This is a genomic window from Pseudoduganella umbonata (genome assembly GCF_014192225.1).
Taxonomy (GTDB): Bacteria; Pseudomonadota; Gammaproteobacteria; order Burkholderiales; family Burkholderiaceae_D; genus Rugamonas; species Rugamonas umbonata.
Genome location: NZ_JACHXS010000001.1, coordinates 1 through 16713, shown reverse-complemented (window position 1 = coordinate 16713; position 16713 = coordinate 1). Strand labels below are relative to the sequence as shown.

Below are 16713 nucleotides of genomic sequence, written 5' to 3'. Positions count from 1 at the left end.
TGCCGGAGCGCCGCTGGCCGCATCAGTTGGTAAGATGGTTCAGAACGAATAGCCCGCGCGCAGGCTGTAGCGCGGACCCGAGACGAAGTGGGCGCGGCGCTTGTCGCCGATGCCCTGGTGCATGGTCTGGCCATAGCGGGCGTCGCTCAGATTCTGCGCCTGGAAGTCGATCTTGAAGTTCTCGCTGAACTTGTACGACACCCCGCCGTCGAGCTGCCCGTAGTCGTCGGCCCACAGCGGCAGGCCCCAGGCCACGTTGCGCTGGCCGAAGGTGGCACTGGCCGGGTTGGTATCGGTGCCGTCCGAGCCTCGCGTGCCATTGGTATTGGTGCTGAGGAAGTAGCGCGAGCGCCAGTTGTAGGCCAGGCGCGCCGACCATGGGCCGCGGTCGAACAGGATCGCCAGGTTGTAGGCGTTCTTCGACATCTGCTGCAATGGCAGGTCGCCGAAGGTGCGCCCGTCGATGTCGCAGCCGTTCATGTTCAGGTTGATGTTGGCGGCCCCGCCTTCGCTGCCCGAGCAGTACTCGCTGCGCACCGGGTTGTACAGCTTGCGATGGCTGTCGACATAGGTGTAGTTGGCCTGCAGGCCGAGGCCCTTCAGCCAGTCGGGCAGGCCGTCGAAGTACTGCTGGTAGGCGATCTCGGCGCCGCGCACGGTGCCGCGCGCGCCGTTCACCGGCGACGTCACCTGGAACTGCTGCAGGTTGCCCTGCACGTCCGGCAGGGCGATCGACACTGTCTGGTCGATGATCACGTCCTTCAGGCGCTTGCCGAACACGGCCAGCGTCAGCGAGCCGGAATTGGCGAAGTACCATTCGGCCGTGAGGTCGAGCTGGCGCGACGTGATCGGCTTGAGGGACGGATTGCCTTCCGCCGTGCCGGTGCGGCGCACCGCGGTCACGGTGGTGACGCCGGTCGCTTCGTTGAACACGGAGTCGACGTCCTGCGACATCCTGGTGTAGGCCTGCAGGTCGGCGAAGTCCGGACGCGACATCGAGGTGCCGAACGCCGCGCGGAACTGCAGCCGGTCGGAGGCTTTCAGGCGCAGGTTCACGGTCGGCAGCACGTTGTTGTACGCATTCTTCACGTCGCGCCGTTCTTCGAACGCGGGAATGACCGGTACCGGCAGGCCGCCGACCTGGGCGCCCTCGGGAGGCGCTGCGCCGGGCCGGAACGAGGTGTAGCCGCGCGACCGCGCACGGGTCTGCACATAGCGCACGCCGATGTTGCCGTCGACCGGGTAGGCCAGGTTGTCGAAGCCGAAGCGCAGCTGGGTATAGAAGGCGCGGGTTTTCTCGCGCTGGTCGTTGGTGCCGGCCGGGTTGTCGCCGCCGAAGCGCGCGGGCGTCCACGCCTCGCAGGTGCCGCCGCCGAGGACCACCCGCTGCTCCTGGCACAGCAGCATGTGGTAGGAGTGCAGTTGCTGGTACGAGTCGGGATAGCCGCTGGCCACGCTGGGGGCCGGGAACACCACGGCCGGCACGCTGATGTCGCCGCCGAAGAAGTTCGGGAAGCTGTTCGTCACGGTCGGCGCGTTGAAGCGTGGGTCGCTCAGGTACGCCAGCTTGCCGATGTCCCAGTTCAGCATCCACGGCTGGGTCACGCCTTTCCAGTTGTAGCTCGGGTCGGAATTGACCGTCAGCGCTTCGCGGTCGGTCAGGCGCACGCCGAAGCGCAGGTCGCGCAGCACCGGATGGTCGAAGGTGTAGCGGGCATCGCCCTTCCACGCCTTCAGCTCGCCGGTGTTCCGGTGCATGTGTTCCATCGTGCTGCCCCAGTAGTAGTTCGCCGGGTCGGCCAGGAAGGCGCGCTGCGCATCGTTGAACTCGATGCTGGGCAGGCTGCCGCGGTAGTCGAGGCGCTGGCTCGGCATCAGCATGCCCAGGCCCACCGCCGACGAGAAGGCGTCCGCCTTCGAAGTGGTGCGCTGCAGGTCGCTGGACAGGGTCCAGTCTTCCGACACCTTCCACTGCAGGTTCCAGCCGATGTCGGTGGTTTTCGAATTGCCCTTGTTGAAGCCGCCCGCGTTGCTGAACGGGATGCCGCCGTTGACCGGATCGCTGATGGTGCCGGTCAGCAGCGCGCCCCGCTCGTCGTACGTGGCATCGGAGACCCGCAAGTCATAGGCGGCGGCCGACGAGAAGATCGACTGCTCCAGCGCATTGTCCTTGTAGCGCGACTGGAACAGCGTCAGGTGGCTGCGCACGTCCTTCATGCGCCACTGCAGGGCCGCGTAGGCACCCTGGCGCTTGCGGTCGTACTCGTAGGTGCGCCACTGCGCGCCCTTGGGGATCCACACGGTGCGCCCCGGCTCGATGTCCGTGCGCGGGTAGAACGGTTCGAACTGGAACGTGTCGGTGCGGGTCGAGCTGTCCGACGAGGCGACGTCGAACAGCACGCCCCACTCGCCCAGGCTGTTCTTCCAGCGGTTCGAATACAGCAGGGAGCCCGACAGGTCCGGCTTGCCCTTGCGCAGTGTCGAATGCGTCACTTCCAGCGAACCGCCGACGCGCTGGCCCTTGAAGTCGAACGGCAGCGCGGTGCGCAGGTTGACCAGGCCGGAAATGCCGCCTTCGGTCTGCTCGGCCGACGGATTCTTGTAGACGTCCACGCCGGCCATCAGTTCGGGCGGAATGTCGCCCCAGCTGAGCGAACGGCCGCCGTTGGCGGCGAACGCCTCGCGCCCGTTGAGTTCCGAGCGCACGTAGTTCAGGCCGCGGATGTTGACGCCGGCGCCTTCCACCGAGAAGCGTTCGTTGTCGCCGGCCTGGCGGTTGATGCTCACGCCGACCACGCGCTGCAGCACCTCGGTCACCGAGCGGTCGGGCAGTTTGCCGATCTCGTCGGCGACCACCGAATCGACGATCTCGTCGGCATCCTGCTTGATCTTCTGCGCCGAATTGAGCGCGGCGCGCTGGCCCGTGACCACCACCACCGAGCTGGCGTCGGCTTCCTGCGCGTGCGCCGCGCCGGCCATCCACGCGAGCTGTGCCACCGCCATCGCGATGACGGTCCTGCTGGTTCGTTTCATGTTGTCCCCTCCTGATTTTTTACGGCTGGCTGATGCCGGCCGCTTCCTTTCTTTCGTCATACAGATGAACGCCAGATGTACGAAAGATTTCAGGTGGTACGATGAATCATGGCATCCGCAGCGTCAAGGACGCCTTACAGATCGGGAGTTATTTCGCGGTGCTTACTAAACAAGCGTGCCCGGAATGCAACGCTGGGCTTCGGCAGGAGGGAAAATGCGGGAACATGCGGGAACATGCGGGAAAATGCGGGAACAGGTGAAGCACCGGCCAGGCGGCGCCGGCGCCCCTATTCAGCTAGATGAACTTTGCATGAACCCCGGATAAAGATCAGGGAGCGCCGGAGGGCCGCGGCGCGGCCGCCGGCGTCGCCGCTTTTCGCGTGATCGCCACCAGGCGGCGCATCGTCGTTGCGGGCGCGATGCGCTCGTCGTTCCAGAATTCGCTCAGCACTTCCCTGAACGCCTGTTCCAGTTCCGGCGCAAGCACCATGGCCAGCGCCGGCACCAGCGTGCCGTCGCGTGCCGCGCCCTGGAACGCAGCGGCGGCCTGGCGCGCGCAGGGACCGTAGCCATCCAGCGCCACCCCGGTGCGGGCCGGGATCGAGCCTTTGCGCAGGTTGAAGCCATGCTGCGTGGCAGGCGACATGACCACCGCCGCGAGGTCCATCTGGCCGCGGCGCTGTTCGCCGGGCCCCTTGAACATGGCAAACGAATCGACCACATAGGAAAAGCTGCCGGCCGAACCCGGCGACGGCGCGCAGGCGAAGGTGTCTGCCGGCCGGCGGGCCGCCGGATACAGCTGCGGATTGGCCCAGTCGCCCATCAGCATCATGCCCGCCGCGCCGCTCGCCAGTGCCTCTGCCGCACCCTGCTCGGGCACCGCCTGCCCTGCTCCCGTATAGGCGCGGATGCGGCGGAACGTCTGCAGCACCCGCGCCATCGTGATCCCCGTGAGGTGGGCCGGATCGTGCGCGACCAGGGCCTGGCGGTAGAACGCCGGCCCGCCCACGCCCAGTGCCACGCTTTCGAACAGCAGCTGTTCTTCCCACGCATGGCCGCCGTAGGCCAGCGCCGTATGGCCGGCGCGCTTCATGGCCTCGGCCGTGGCGAAGAACTCGTCCCAGCTGGCCGGCACGCGCGCACCCGCCTGTTTCAGGATGCGCTGGTTGACCCACAGCCAGTTGATGCGGTGGATATTGAGCGGCACGCCGACATAGCGGCCCTGGTGCTTCATGGCGTCGGCCACCACCCTGGGCAGCGCCTCATCCCAGCGTTCGGCGCGTGCCAGCTCGTCGAGCGGCAGCAGCAGGCCGCGGCGGGCCATGGCGGCGATGACCGGGCCCTTCATCTGCGCCACGGCAGGCGGGTTGCGCAGCCGTATGCGGGAGTCGAGCAGGGTCGCGGCCATCCCCTCGGCGCCATTGGCCACCGCGAAATCGATCCACTCGTGCCCGCGCGCGCGCAACCCGGCCTGCAGCACCTGGGCGGCCCGCTGGTCGGGGCCGGTCTCGAGATGATTGAGCACTTCCAGCGCCGTGGCGCCGCTGTCGGCAGTGCCGGCAGCCAGGGCCAGCGCCACTGCCAATAGCATCCCTGGATGCACCGTCATGGCTTGCGCCCCGCCGCGCCGATCATGCGCGCCGCAGCCGTGCGGGGCGCCATCCGCTCGTCGCGCCAGAAATCGGTGACGATGTCGCGCAGTGCGTCGACCACGGACGGCGCCACGCCCACGCCCATGCTGGGCACCAGCGTGCCGCCGCGGGCCGCGCTCCGGTACGCCGCGCCGGATGCCTGCGCGCAGCGCCCGAACGGCGCCAGGTCGGCGTCCAGGCGCACCGGCAGCGCGCCCTTGGCCAGGTTGAGCTGCCGCTGGACCGGTGCCGACATCAGCGCCGACGCGAAATCGCGCTGCGCCGCCGCCTTGGCCGGCGCGACCTTGAACATCACGACCGAATCGAGTGCGAAGATATAGCCCGGCGTAGTGGCCGGCGCGGCGGCGCAGGCGTAGTCCAGCCGGCCGGCCGCCTGGGCATCGGCGAACAGCGGACCGGCCCATTCGCCCATCAGCTGCATGCCGGCCTGGCCGCTTGCCAGCTCTTGCGAGGCGGTGGTCCAGTCGCGTTCCGGCCGGCGCGTGTCGGTGTACTGCTTCAGGCGCCGGAAGGTCAGCAGCGCGCGCTCCATGGCGGGACTGGCCAGCGCCGCCGGTTCCAGTTCCACCAGTGCCCGGCGATAGAACGCCGGCCCCGCGCTGCCCAGCACCACGGTTTCCAGCAGGTGCAGGTTCTGCCACGGCTGGGCGCCATGCGCCAGCGGCACGAACCCGGCGCGCCGGATCGCCTCGGCGGCCGCGAAGAATTCTTCCCACGTGCCGGGCGCCCGGACCCCGGCGCGCGCCAGCACGGCGGCATTCATCCACAGCCAGTTATTGCGGTGCACATGGACCGGGACAGCGACATAGCTGCCGTTGTACTTGAGGGTGGCGGCGACCACGGCGGGCAGCAGCCGGTCCCACCCTTCGGCGCGGGCCAGCCGGTCGATACCGCCCAGCGCGCCCTGCCGCCCCCACTGGCCGATGGCATCGTGCGGCATCAGCTGCGCGGCCGCGGGGGCGTTGCCGGCCAATACCCGCTTGCGCAGCAGCGACACGGCGTCGCCCTGGTCGCCGTTGCCGCCAATGCCACCATTCGCGCCGAAGTCGCGCCAGTCGTGGCCCTGCCCGGCCATGCGGCTGCGCAGCAGCGTCATGGCCCCGGCATACTCGCCGCCGGTCCAGTAGTGCAGGACCTCGAGCTCGCCGCCTGCGGCCGTCCCGACACCACGGCACATCAGCGTGGCGAAGAGGATCGCCGCACGGGTGCACGAACGGGCTGGATTCCGGGATGGCTTCCGGGGTGGCTTCAACATCGGCTCCTTTGCATCGAGAGAGCCGGACAGTATCACGCAAACGGCGCCTGCGGAAAGGCGCGGTGGACACGCGCCGGCGTTGAACCGCCTGCCATAACCCGTTAATATCGCGCCATGCAACTATTACTCGCCGAAGACGACCAGATTCTCGCAGCGGGCCTGAGTGCCCAGCTGACCCAGGCCGGATTCGCCGTGCAGCATGCGCCAAACGGCCCTGTCGCCGAATACCTGCTGACCAACCAGCCCTACGATATCGCCATCATCGACCTGGGCCTGCCGATGGTCGATGGCCTGAGCGTGCTGAAGAAGGTACGTGCGGTGCGGCCGGAACTGCCGGTCGTGATCCTGACGGCGCTCGACAAGCTCGACGCGCGGCTGGCCAGCCTGAACGGCGGCGCGGACGACTTCATCACCAAGCCGTTCATCTTTTCCGAACTGGAAGCGCGCCTGCGCGCGGTGCTGCGCCGTTCGCGCCACGCAGGCAGCGGCGCGGGCGCCTTCGCCGAGCTGACCGCCGGCGCGCTGCGCTTCGACCGCGAGACGCGCCGTGCCATGATCAATGCCGAGCTGGTCGAACTGAGCCCGCGTGAAGCGATCCTGCTCGACCTGCTGCTGGCCCACACCGGCAAGGTGGTCCGCAAGGACCAGATCGCCGCGTTGTGGAACGACGACGGCAGCGGCAATTCGGCGGAAGTGCACATCTACCGGCTGCGCCGCAAGCTCGATGGTTCCGGCGTCGTGATCAGGACCGTCCGCGGCCTGGGCTATCTGCTGGAAACCGAACCCGCCGGCGCGCGCGGCTGATGCCACGGCCCAGCCGCACGAGGCGCGCGGTCGACTGGTCGCTGCGCGGACAGCTGGTGGCCTGGGTGCTGCTGCCGCAGCTGGTGCTGTGGGTTGCCGGCGGCGTCGCGACCTACCGCCTGGCGGTGAACTACGTGAACGAGGCCGCCGACGCGACCCTGTCGCAGGCCGCGCGCACGCTGGCGCGCCAGGTCAAGCCGATCGGCAACGGCCTGCTGATCGACCTGCCGCGCGCCGCGCAGAACATCCTGGAAGCCGACCCGAACGACCGTTTCCTGTACACCGTCAGCACGCCTCCGGGCCGCTTCATCCTGGGAAACAACGCCATTCCGCTGCCGCCCGCGCACATGCGGCCGCGCCCGAACGATCCCTATTTCTATGACGGTGAAATGCCGCCGGATCAGACGGGAACCACGCCGGGACCGGCCAAGGTGCGGGTCGCGGCACTGTTCCTGAAAAACGGCGAGCTCGATGGACGCCAGCAATGGATGCTGGTGCAGGTGGCGCGCGGCGTGGCGGCGCGCGAATCCATCTGGAAGCGGATCCTGGTCGACACGCTGCTGCCGCTGTCGGCGCTGATCATGCTGATGACCGTGATCGTCTGGGCCGGCACCGGCGCCGGGCTCGCACCGCTGCTGCGCCTGCGCCGCGAGGTCGAAGACCGCTCGCCGAACGACCTCACGCCGTTGCGCGCCGACGCGGCGCCGCGCGAACTGCGTTCGCTGGTGCGCGCGCTGAACAACCTGCTGGCCGCGGTACGCCAGAACGTCGACGCGCAGAAACGCTTCATTGCCGATGCCGCGCACCAGCTGCGCACGCCGCTGGCGGGCGTGATCAGCCATGCGGAACTGGCGCTGGGCGCCACCAGCGACCCCGCGCTGGTCGCCCGCCTGACCATGCTGCACCAGAGCGCCACGCGCAGTGCCCACCTGATCGCCCGCATGCTGATGCTGGCGCGTACCGAACCCGAGGCGGCCATGGTGCAGGAGCGCTCGCCGGTGGAGCTGGGTGCGCTGGTCGAGCAGGTCGTCGCCGACGCGGTCCCGAAGGCGCTGCGTGGCGGCGCCGATCTCGGCGTCGGCACGCAGCGCGACCCGGCCGGCCTGTGGGTGCAGGCCAATCCGATGCTGCTGGCCGAGGCCCTTGTCAACATCCTCGACAACGCCATCGAGTACGCCGGAGCCGGCAGCGAGATCACCGTGGCGGTCCGGCGCGATGGCAGGCACGCCCGCATCAGCGTCAGCGACAACGGACCGGGCATCGCCCGCGCCGACCATGCGCGCGTGTTCGACAGGTTCGTGCGGGCCACGGACCAGGGACTGGGCTGCGGCCTGGGCCTGGCGATCGTGCATGAGATCGTCACGCAGCACGGCGGCAGCGTGAGCCTGGGAGACGTCGACCCGCACGGCCTGGAAGTGGTCGTCAAGCTGCCCTTGCTGTGACATGACGCCGGGAAGGAACCCCTGCCCGGTAAACCGACCCATTGTCAGCAAGCCGGCCGGCGCAGACCGGCAGGAACCTGATTCAAGTGACACAGTGCGCCATTGTGGCAACCACACTGTTCGGTTTTGACACAGTGTTGCGCCCGCCAGCGTCAAGGCCCCTCCACATTCGATGGCGCGGCTGGCTTGCCCCCTTGTGCCCGCAGGGCGACAGATCCCGCCTCGCCCTTTTGGCACGATTATCGCTTTATGCCTGTGACTGCACGCACCGTGCGGCAAGCCCTTGAGCCATCCGGCCATGCAGCCGGCCTGCTCATCACACCAATCTAAAGGAGACTCATCATGACCTGGAGCAAACCGGAATTTACCGACCTGCGTTTCGGATTCGAAATCACGATGTATATCGCAAACCGCTAGGAAAGCGCCCAGGAAACCGTGCCGCACGGGTCAGCCGGGCACAGGTTTCCGTCCACTGAACGACACCATGAAAATCATCGTATTGGGCTCTGCAGCCGGCGGCGGCTTCCCGCAGTGGAACTGCAACTGCCGCAATTGCGCAGGCGTGCGCGGCGGCACGATTGCCGCGACGCCCCGTACTCAATCGTCGATCGCGGTATCGGGCGATGGCAACGACTGGGTGCTGATCAACGCGTCTCCCGACATCCTGGCGCAGATCCGCGCCACGCCGGCGCTGCAGCCGGCGCGGGCAAAGCGCGATTCCGGCATCGCCGCGGTGATGCTGATGGATGCGCAGATCGACCATGTCACCGGTCTGTTGATGCTGCGCGAGGGAAAGCCGCTGCCACTCTACTGCACCGCATCGGTATGGAACGATCTCAACACCAGCCTGCCCCTGGCACCGGTGCTGTCGCACTACTGCGGCGTGCATTGGCACCCATTGCACACCATCGGCGACGGCCCCGGCATGCAGGCGGTCCACGTACCGGGCATCGACGGCCTCCGTTTCACGCCGCTGGCCCTGTCCAGCAAGGCGCCGCCGTATTCGCCGCATCGCGCGCAGCCGGGCATCGGCGACAATATCGGCCTGCTGATCGAGGATACCGGCAGCGGCAAGACGCTGTTCTACGCGCCGGGGCTGGGCCTGATCGAACCGCAGGTCGATGCCGCGATGCGCCGGGCCGACTGCGTGCTGGTCGACGGCACGTTCTGGCGCGCCGACGAGATGATCGAACTGGGCTTTTCCAGCAAAAGCGCGGCCGACATGGGCCATTTGCCGCAGTCGGGCGAGGCCGGCATGATCGCGGTGCTGGACAGCCTGGATGCGCACGGTAATGCACGGCGCCGGACAGCACGGCGCAAGATCCTCATCCATATCAATAACACCAACCCGATCCTGGACGACGACTCGGCGCAGCGTGCGCTGCTGGCGCGCCACGGCATCGAAGTCGCCTTCGACGGCATGGAGATCGTCCTGTGACAAGCGCACCGGCCTGGAGCCGCACCGAGTTCGAAGCGCAATTGCGCGCGCGTGGCGCCGGCTACCACATCAATCATCCGTTCAACGTCAGGATGAACAGCGGCCTGCTGCGCGAGGACCAGATCCGCGGCTGGGTTGCCAACCGGTTTTATTATCAGGTCAACATCCCGCGGAAGGACGGCGCGATCATCGCCAACTGCCCCGATCGGGAAACCCGCCGCAAATGGGTGCGCCGCATCCTCGATCATGACGGCTGGGACGGCAACGATGGGGGCATCGAAGCCTGGCTCCGGCTCGGCGCGGCGGTCGGCATCGAAGACGGGGTGTTATGGTCGCAACGCCACGTGGTGCCCGGTGTCCGTTTCGCTGTCGATGCCTACGTCAACTTCGCGCGCCAGGCGCCCTGGCAGGAGGCGGTCTGCTCGTCGCTGACGGAAATGTTTGCCCCGCAGATCCACAAGGACCGCCTGGCCAACTGGCCTGCCCACTATGGCTGGATCGACCAGGCGGGCCTGCAGTATTTTCGCGGACGTATTTCGCTGGCCGAACGCGACGTCGAACACGGCCTGCAGGTCACGCTCGATCATTTCACGACCCGCGCCCAGCAGGAGCGTGCGCTCGAGATCCTGCAGTTCAAGCTCGACATCCTGTGGTCCATGCTCGATGCGATCGAAAAAGCCTACCCTTGACCTCTGGTGCCACGATGACGACGATTCCCGACAAGCCGCTTCTTTCCCGCCTGTTCCGCATGCAGTGGGAGGAAGCGCAAGGCCAGTATGTACTGCTTTATCCGGAAGGCATGGTCAAGCTCAACCAGAGCGCGGCCGAGATCCTGAAACGCTGCGACGGCCAGCGCAGCGTACCGGCCATCGTCGACGAGCTGGAACAGGCGTTCAAGGCCGTCGGCCTGGGGGCCGATGTCGATGCGTTCCTGCGCACCGCCAGCGCACGCGGCTGGCTGGCCTGAGCCCGCGGCCGTGAACGCCCCCGAACCCCGCCAGGCTGTCGCGGCGCCACTCTGGCTGCTGGCGGAGCTGACGTATCGCTGCCCCCTCCACTGCGCCTTCTGCTACAACCCTGTCGATTACGCCAGGGACCGCGCGGAACTCTCCACCGGGCAATGGTTCGACGTGATGCGCCAGGCACGCCAGCTCGGTGCGGCCCAGCTCGGGTTTTCGGGCGGCGAGCCACTGGTGCGCGACGACCTCGAAGAACTGGTTGGCGAAGGCCGCCGGCTCGGGTTCTACACCAACCTGATCACCTCCGGCGTCGGCCTGACCGAAACGCGCCTGGCCCGCATGAAGGAACTCGGGCTGGACCATATCCAGTTGTCGTTCCAGGACTCGACCCGGGAAATGAACGATTTCCTGTCCAGTACCCGGACCTTCGACCTGAAAGCACGGGTAGCCAGGCTGATCAAGCAGTACGACTATCCGATGGTGCTCAATGTCGTGCTGCACCGCTTCAACCTCGACCACGTCGACCGCATCATCGACATGGCGCTGGAGATGGGCGTCGACTATCTGGAACTGGCGAACACGCAGTACTACGGCTGGGGCCTGGTCAACCGGGAACAGCTGATGCCCACGCGCGAGCAGCTGCAGCGTGCCGAGGCCGTGGTCAACGACTATCGCGCCCGGATCGGCAACAAGGTGCGGATCCTGTTCGTGGTGCCCGACTATTTCGAGGAGCGCCCCAAGGCGTGCATGAACGGCTGGGGTTCGGTCTTCCTCGGCATCGCCCCGGACGGCACCGCCCTGCCCTGTCACGCCGCCCGCTCGCTGCCGGGCATCGCGTTTCCCAACGTTCGCGAGCACAGCGTGAAGGACATCTGGTACGCCAGCGGTGCCTTCAATCGCTACCGGGGCGATGCCTGGATGAAGTCACCCTGCCGCGCTTGCCCCGAGAAAGACAAGGATTTCGGTGGCTGCCGCTGCCAGGCCTACGCACTGACCGGGGACGCCGCAAATGCCGACCCGGTATGCTCACGGTCGCCGCAACACGCCGACGTGCATGCCATCGTCATGCAGGCCCAAGCGGCACAGGAAGCGGCGCGGCGGCAGCAGGTCCAGCCGATCGTGTTCCGCACGGATGCGAACTCGCGCCGCGGCGGGAGCGGGCCGTAACACTGCCACGTGACTGCCTGCCAATGGCGATGGTTGCGTCTCTGCCGCGCCGGCGCGATCGCGCAGCGCCGCAGCAGGCCGGCCCGGCCGCGCACCGGCCACGCACCGGGCTTCGACAAGATTTTGTGCCCCCGATGCGCACTTTGGGATAGGCTGGGACCGGGTGCGACGCACCTCCACGGCAGCGTATCGCTAGGCGATCCGGTTCGACACAGGAGATAGTGCACATGCCAACGACAGTGGAACTGCACCCGATCGCCGGCTGCGTGCCATCGCGCCTGGCCGACGTGATCTTCATCCACGGTCTCGATGGCGATCCGTTCGGCACATGGAAGCATCCAGCGCTGTTCTGGCCCGAGGCGCTGGGCCTCGATCACGCGCACGCGGGCGTGTGGTCGCTGGGCTACCCGGCGGCCAAGACCGGGTGGAATGGCAGCGCCATGCCGCTGGCTGACCGCGCTACCAATGTGTTGTCGCTGCTCGACGCACATGGTATTGGAGAACGCCCCGTGGTCTTCGTGGTCCACAGCATGGGCGGGCTGCTGGTCAAGCAGATGCTGCGCCACGCAATGCAGTATGGCGACCCGGCGTGGCAACGCATCAGTCGCGCCACCGCCGGCATCGTGTTCCTGGCCACGCCCAACAGCGGCTCGCGCATCGCCGACTGGATGACGTTCTTTTCGCTTGCGCGCGCATCGGCGGCGGTCAAGGATCTCGAACACAACGGCGCCGGCTTGCGCGACCTGAACCTCTGGTTCAGGAACAATGTCCATCTGCTGGGCTGCCGCCTGCTGGTCTTCTACGAAAAGCTGCCGATGGGCCAGATCATCGTCGTCGATGAAGCGTCCGCCGATCCGGGGATTCCCAATGTCGTGCCGATTCCCCTCGATGAAAACCACGCCACCATCTGCAAGCCCGCGTCGGCAAGGTCGCTGCAATATCTCAAGGTGAAGCGCTTCGTGGATGACCTGCTGCCCGCGCGGGGCGTCGCCATCGAGGCAGGTGTGCCGGCATCGCCACCCGTCACGGCGGCGGCGACGTATCTGTGCAATGTGGGCGGCTGGAAGCGCAATGAAATCAACGCGGTCGCCTGGAGTCCCTGTTCCCGTTACCTGGCCGCAGCTTCCGACGACGGGACGATCCGCATCTGGCACCCGGCATGCAAGAACCTCATCCTCACCATCCATGCGCATGAAGGCAGCGTCAAGAGCGTGTGCTGGTCCCCTGGGGCCGACGCACTGGCATCCTGCTCCAGCGACGGCACGGTGGCGACCTGGCACTTCCCCGGCGGCCAGCAGATCGATCGCTGGTACGGCACCGACGACTGGGCTCGCTCCATCGCATGGGCATGTGACGGCAGCCTGCTCGCATGCGGCTATGCCAACGGCGTCGTGCGCACCTTCGATCCCGTGGCCCGGCGTGAACACTGGCGCCTTGTCCTGCACCAGGGCAGGGTCAGGAGCGTGGCGATCTCGCCGTCCGGGCGCCTGCTGGCGAGCGGCGCCACCGACGCCACGGTAAAAATCGTCGACCCGCGCAGCGGCACGCCGATCGCGGACGTTGATGTCAGCGCCGCGTTCCCGGCCAGCGCAAAGGATGGTGCGCAGGTACTGTGTCTCGCATGGTCTCCTTCCAGCGCACACATTGCAGCGGGCACGGTCTCCGGTCACGTGACGATCTTCGACGCCCTTACCTGGCGTCTCGTCAGGGCTAGAAAACTGTGCCGCGATTCGATACTGTCGGTCGCGTGGACGCCGGATGGCCGCAGTATCGTCTGCGGCTCCGCGGACCGGTCCGCGTTACGGGTCGACGTCGGGCGTATCGATGTGTGCGGCACGCGCGGGATGCAGTTCGACCTGGTGGGGTCCGATACAGTGGGAGTCACTGTCGCGTCGCACCGCGGATCGGTGCGCGCCGTCGACTGCTCGGCCGATGGCCAGGCAATCGCATCGGGGTCCACCGACGAGTCAATCCAGATCAGCACCACGACCGGGTTCGACAACGCGGAACTGCGTGCCCATCGACACCAGCTGCGCTGCGCCGCCCTGTCGCCCGATACGCGCGACGTCGCCACCGGTTCGGTCGGTAGGCAGGTCATGTTGTTTCGCATGCAGCCGCCCACGCAGCGATGGACATTGGAGGGAAGTTCGGATGTCCTGGTATCGGCCAGCAACGGCAAAGGGGAACGGGTACTGGAAAAACGCCGCCAGGGCCTGGATGAATATATCCGCTGCCTGGCCTGGTCCCCCGACGCCAGATGGATCGCCGTGGGCGGCGACGACAGGACGTTGCGGGTGCTGGATGCAGACAGCGGGCGAGTGTCGCCGTTCGTGCTGGCGGACTGCCACGAACGGTCCATCCATTGCGTTGCCTGGTCGCCGGCCGGCGACCGGATCGTGTCCAGTTCCGGGAGCGAACTCATCATCTGGAAAGTGTTCAACGGCGCCCATCAGCGGCGCCGCGCGCCCGGCGGCGATATCCTGTGCGCGGCCTGGGCGCCGGCAGGGGACCGCTTTGCCACGGTAACGGAGGATGGCAAGCTGATGGTGTGGACCGGGCTGGTATCGACACCGCTGGGTCATTGCCCTGACGAAATCGCCGTACTTTCCTGGTCCCCGGACGGAAAATTCCTCGTCGGCGCCGGTGCCGGTACACATGCCCGTGTCTGGGACGCAGCCTTTGGCCGCCTGGTGGCGGAGATACCGGTCGATGCAGGCGTCAGGGCCATCGCCTGGGACAGCACCGGCGAACGTTTTGCGCTTTCCAGCGACAGCGGTGCAGTGCAGCTCGTCTCCCCGAACACCTGGCGCCGGGTCGGCGAGTTGATCTCGCTGCCATCGACCCATCGCAGCCTGTGCCTGGCCTTTTCAAACGTTCCATTGCCCGACAGCCACGCGGTTTGTGCCGAGCTTCATATCAGTTCCGTACTGCTTGCCTCGGATTAGCCTTCTTCCAATGCAAAAAACCCCGCCAGCACACGCTAGCGGGGTTTTTCTGTAAGCAGCCTGACGATCACCCAGGAAAGCGAACCTCAGGCCTGTGTTCAGTGATTTATTTCTTGCCGCGACCCATGCGCCGGCGTGCAGCCATCCCCGCCAGTCCCAATGCCATCATGGCGTAAGTGGCCGGTTCCGGCACCGGCGACAACGTGACGACAAAACCGCTGCCGGTATTGTCGATGCCGTAGAACGTCCTGCCGTCGGCCGAAACGCCAAGCGGCAATGCCAGCGTACGACCCTCAAGGTCAACCCCTTGACTGGTGATGTAATCGGTCAAATTGAGCATGCCCTGGCCTTCGATCCAGATGGTGCCCTGGCCAAAGCCAGCGGGGCCGAAGCCCCGGTCGTAGCCAACGATGATCTGGCCATCTGCCGAGATGCCGGTTGCCCCCTGAAGGTCTGCCGTAACGTCCAGATCACCCAGCCACTCTGTCTGCTGAGTGACGGTGTTGTATCGCCAGGTCTGACCGTAGTAACCGTTCCCGACAATCCAGTTGCCGTCAGCCGATACCGCCTCAGCCTCTTGCAGCGCATTCCCCTGATCATCGACCATGTTATGCAACGTGCCGTTTTTCCAGTATGCACCGGTCCACTGCCCTTCTGGCTGTTCGACCCATCCGGCGATGATGCTGCCATTGTACGACACGCCGTTGGCGCGCGACGAGCCCCCGATCGAGCCAAGGTCGGTCATGACGCCGGCCGGAGTGGATGCGATCGCATGGGCGGTGGCGCCGCCGACCCACCCCAGGCCAACGACGGTCTTCCCATCGCCGGAGATGTTCCAGCCGGAGCTGGCCGAGGTATCCAGGGTGCCGCCAACGCCACCCAGTGTCGTCCACTGGCCGGTGCCGACCGAGTAGTAGCCCGCGTAATTCAGGCCGTCGCTTCCGAAGGCCGAGCCGGATATGCGTGATCCATCAGCCGACACGCTGGCCACCCCACCTTGCCATGCCCCGCCGATGGCCGTCACGCCGGTGGCAGCCGTCCACATGTAATACGAGTCGTTTGCGACATAAGCGCCGATCACGCTGCCGTCAGCTGAAGAACCCGACACCGTGATGCCGTAACCAAGATCCCAGAAATTCCCTGCTGCGTGAGCGCCAGGGATGGTCACGCTACAAACAAAAGCAGCTGCCGCGAAAGCAAAACGAGCCGAAGTCTTCATGTGTCGAGCCTTTAAGTTGATCAAGCGGTGGTGGGGTGGTTGTCTCCAAGTTAATATTTTTATGCTAACGACTCTAGCTAACTGAAAATTCGATGTCAACGAAGATTGAAACTGTTACAAATACATCTTTATTTGTCGTTTGAAACGGATAGCGCTGCATGTCGTTTCATGGCTGCCGCACCCGCCGCGCCGCTCCCGCCGACGCTTGGCAAAACCAGTGACAGGCACCTGATATTTTGAAATGTTTCCGCAAAACCGGTGACAGGCACCTGATATTTTGAAATGTTTCCGAAAAAACGGTGCCTGGAAGGCGAGACGGCCTGCAGGCCGTCTCCGCCGCGCAGGCGAGGAGCGATGCTCCTCGAAGTCCCCGCTGCGCCACCGGTTTTCGTCGCCGGTTTTCGAGCATCAAAACCTGAGGTCCAAAAGCAAAAAACCCCGCCAGCACACGCTAGCGGGGTTTTTCTATATAACAGCCTGACGAGCGACGTCGGGCAGTGCCCGGCGGAGCACTAAAACCCGGGACTTGGAGCCAGGTCCGCAGCGTATTGCAAAACCTGAGTTCAAAGCAAAAAACCCCGCCATCACACGCTAGCGGGGTTTTTCTATATAACAGCCTGACGAGCGACGTCGGGCAGTGCCCGGCGGAGCACTAAAACCCAGGACTTGGAGCCAGGTCCGGCGTAATGCTAAGTATGCGTTCCAAAGCAAAAAACCCCGCCAGCACACGCTAGCGGGGTTTTTCTATGTAACAGCCTGACGATAACCTACTTTCACACTGGTTGCAGCACTATCATCG

The 16713-nt window shown here is 66.1% G+C and carries 12 protein-coding genes; 8 read left to right on the top strand and 4 right to left on the bottom strand.

Annotation, left to right across the window (positions count from 1 at the left end; all coding sequences use genetic code 11):
• Positions 1-39: 39 nt before the first annotated feature.
• From FHS02_RS00060 to FHS02_RS00050, 3 genes are all read right to left on the bottom strand, one after another.
• On the bottom strand, positions 40-3033 hold the full coding sequence (locus tag FHS02_RS00060; protein WP_137312233.1) for a TonB-dependent receptor: 2994 nt from the start codon (positions 3031-3033) through the stop codon (positions 40-42).
• A gap of 328 nt (positions 3034-3361) precedes the next feature.
• Entirely contained in the window at positions 3362-4642 is a 1281-nt protein-coding gene (locus FHS02_RS00055; protein ID WP_137312232.1) for an ABC transporter substrate-binding protein, read from the bottom strand.
• Entirely contained in the window at positions 4639-5940 is a 1302-nt protein-coding gene (locus FHS02_RS00050; protein ID WP_137312231.1) for an ABC transporter substrate-binding protein, read from the bottom strand. The genes FHS02_RS00055 and FHS02_RS00050 overlap by 4 nt, the downstream gene beginning before the upstream one ends.
• A 114-nt stretch (positions 5941-6054) precedes the next feature.
• Between FHS02_RS00050 and FHS02_RS00045 the strand changes: the two genes are divergently transcribed.
• The 8 genes from FHS02_RS00045 (at position 6055) to FHS02_RS00010 (ending at position 14695) form a co-directional block, all read left to right on the top strand.
• Positions 6055-6744, top strand: coding sequence for a response regulator (locus tag FHS02_RS00045; RefSeq protein ID WP_137312230.1), 690 nt, complete (start codon positions 6055-6057; stop codon positions 6742-6744).
• Positions 6744-8186, top strand: coding sequence for a sensor histidine kinase (locus FHS02_RS00040; RefSeq protein ID WP_137312229.1), 1443 nt, complete (start codon positions 6744-6746; stop codon positions 8184-8186). The genes FHS02_RS00045 and FHS02_RS00040 overlap by 1 nt, the downstream gene beginning before the upstream one ends.
• Before the next feature lie 342 nt (positions 8187-8528).
• The gene (gene pqqA, locus FHS02_RS00035; protein WP_131149146.1) at positions 8529-8603 is read left to right on the top strand and encodes a pyrroloquinoline quinone precursor peptide PqqA; all 75 of its coding nucleotides are present in this window, start codon (positions 8529-8531) and stop codon (positions 8601-8603) included.
• 67 nt (positions 8604-8670) lie between these two features.
• Positions 8671-9624: a pyrroloquinoline quinone biosynthesis protein PqqB gene (gene pqqB / locus FHS02_RS00030; protein ID WP_137312228.1), complete on the top strand. Its 954-nt coding sequence runs from the start codon at positions 8671-8673 to the stop codon at positions 9622-9624.
• A complete protein-coding gene (gene pqqC / locus FHS02_RS00025; RefSeq protein ID WP_137312227.1) occupies positions 9621-10313 on the top strand; it encodes a pyrroloquinoline-quinone synthase PqqC in 693 nt (230 codons plus the stop codon). The genes pqqB and pqqC overlap by 4 nt, the downstream gene beginning before the upstream one ends.
• A 14-nt stretch (positions 10314-10327) precedes the next feature.
• Positions 10328-10591 carry a pyrroloquinoline quinone biosynthesis peptide chaperone PqqD gene (gene pqqD, locus FHS02_RS00020; RefSeq protein ID WP_137312226.1) on the top strand — a complete coding sequence of 88 codons (264 nt, stop codon included), beginning with the start codon at positions 10328-10330 and terminating at the stop codon, positions 10589-10591.
• Positions 10548-11750, top strand: coding sequence for a pyrroloquinoline quinone biosynthesis protein PqqE (pqqE, locus tag FHS02_RS00015; RefSeq protein ID WP_137317210.1), 1203 nt, complete (start codon positions 10548-10550; stop codon positions 11748-11750). The genes pqqD and pqqE overlap by 44 nt, the downstream gene beginning before the upstream one ends.
• 287 nt (positions 11751-12037) lie before the next feature.
• Positions 12038-14695, top strand: a complete 2658-nt coding sequence (locus FHS02_RS00010) for a WD40 domain-containing protein (RefSeq protein ID WP_183444241.1) — start codon at positions 12038-12040, stop codon at positions 14693-14695.
• A gap of 106 nt (positions 14696-14801) precedes the next feature.
• Here the strand turns inward: FHS02_RS00010 and FHS02_RS00005 are convergent, their stop codons facing one another.
• Entirely contained in the window at positions 14802-15914 is a 1113-nt protein-coding gene (locus tag FHS02_RS00005) for a PEP-CTERM sorting domain-containing protein (protein WP_137312224.1), read from the bottom strand.
• Positions 15915-16713 lie beyond the last annotated feature (799 nt).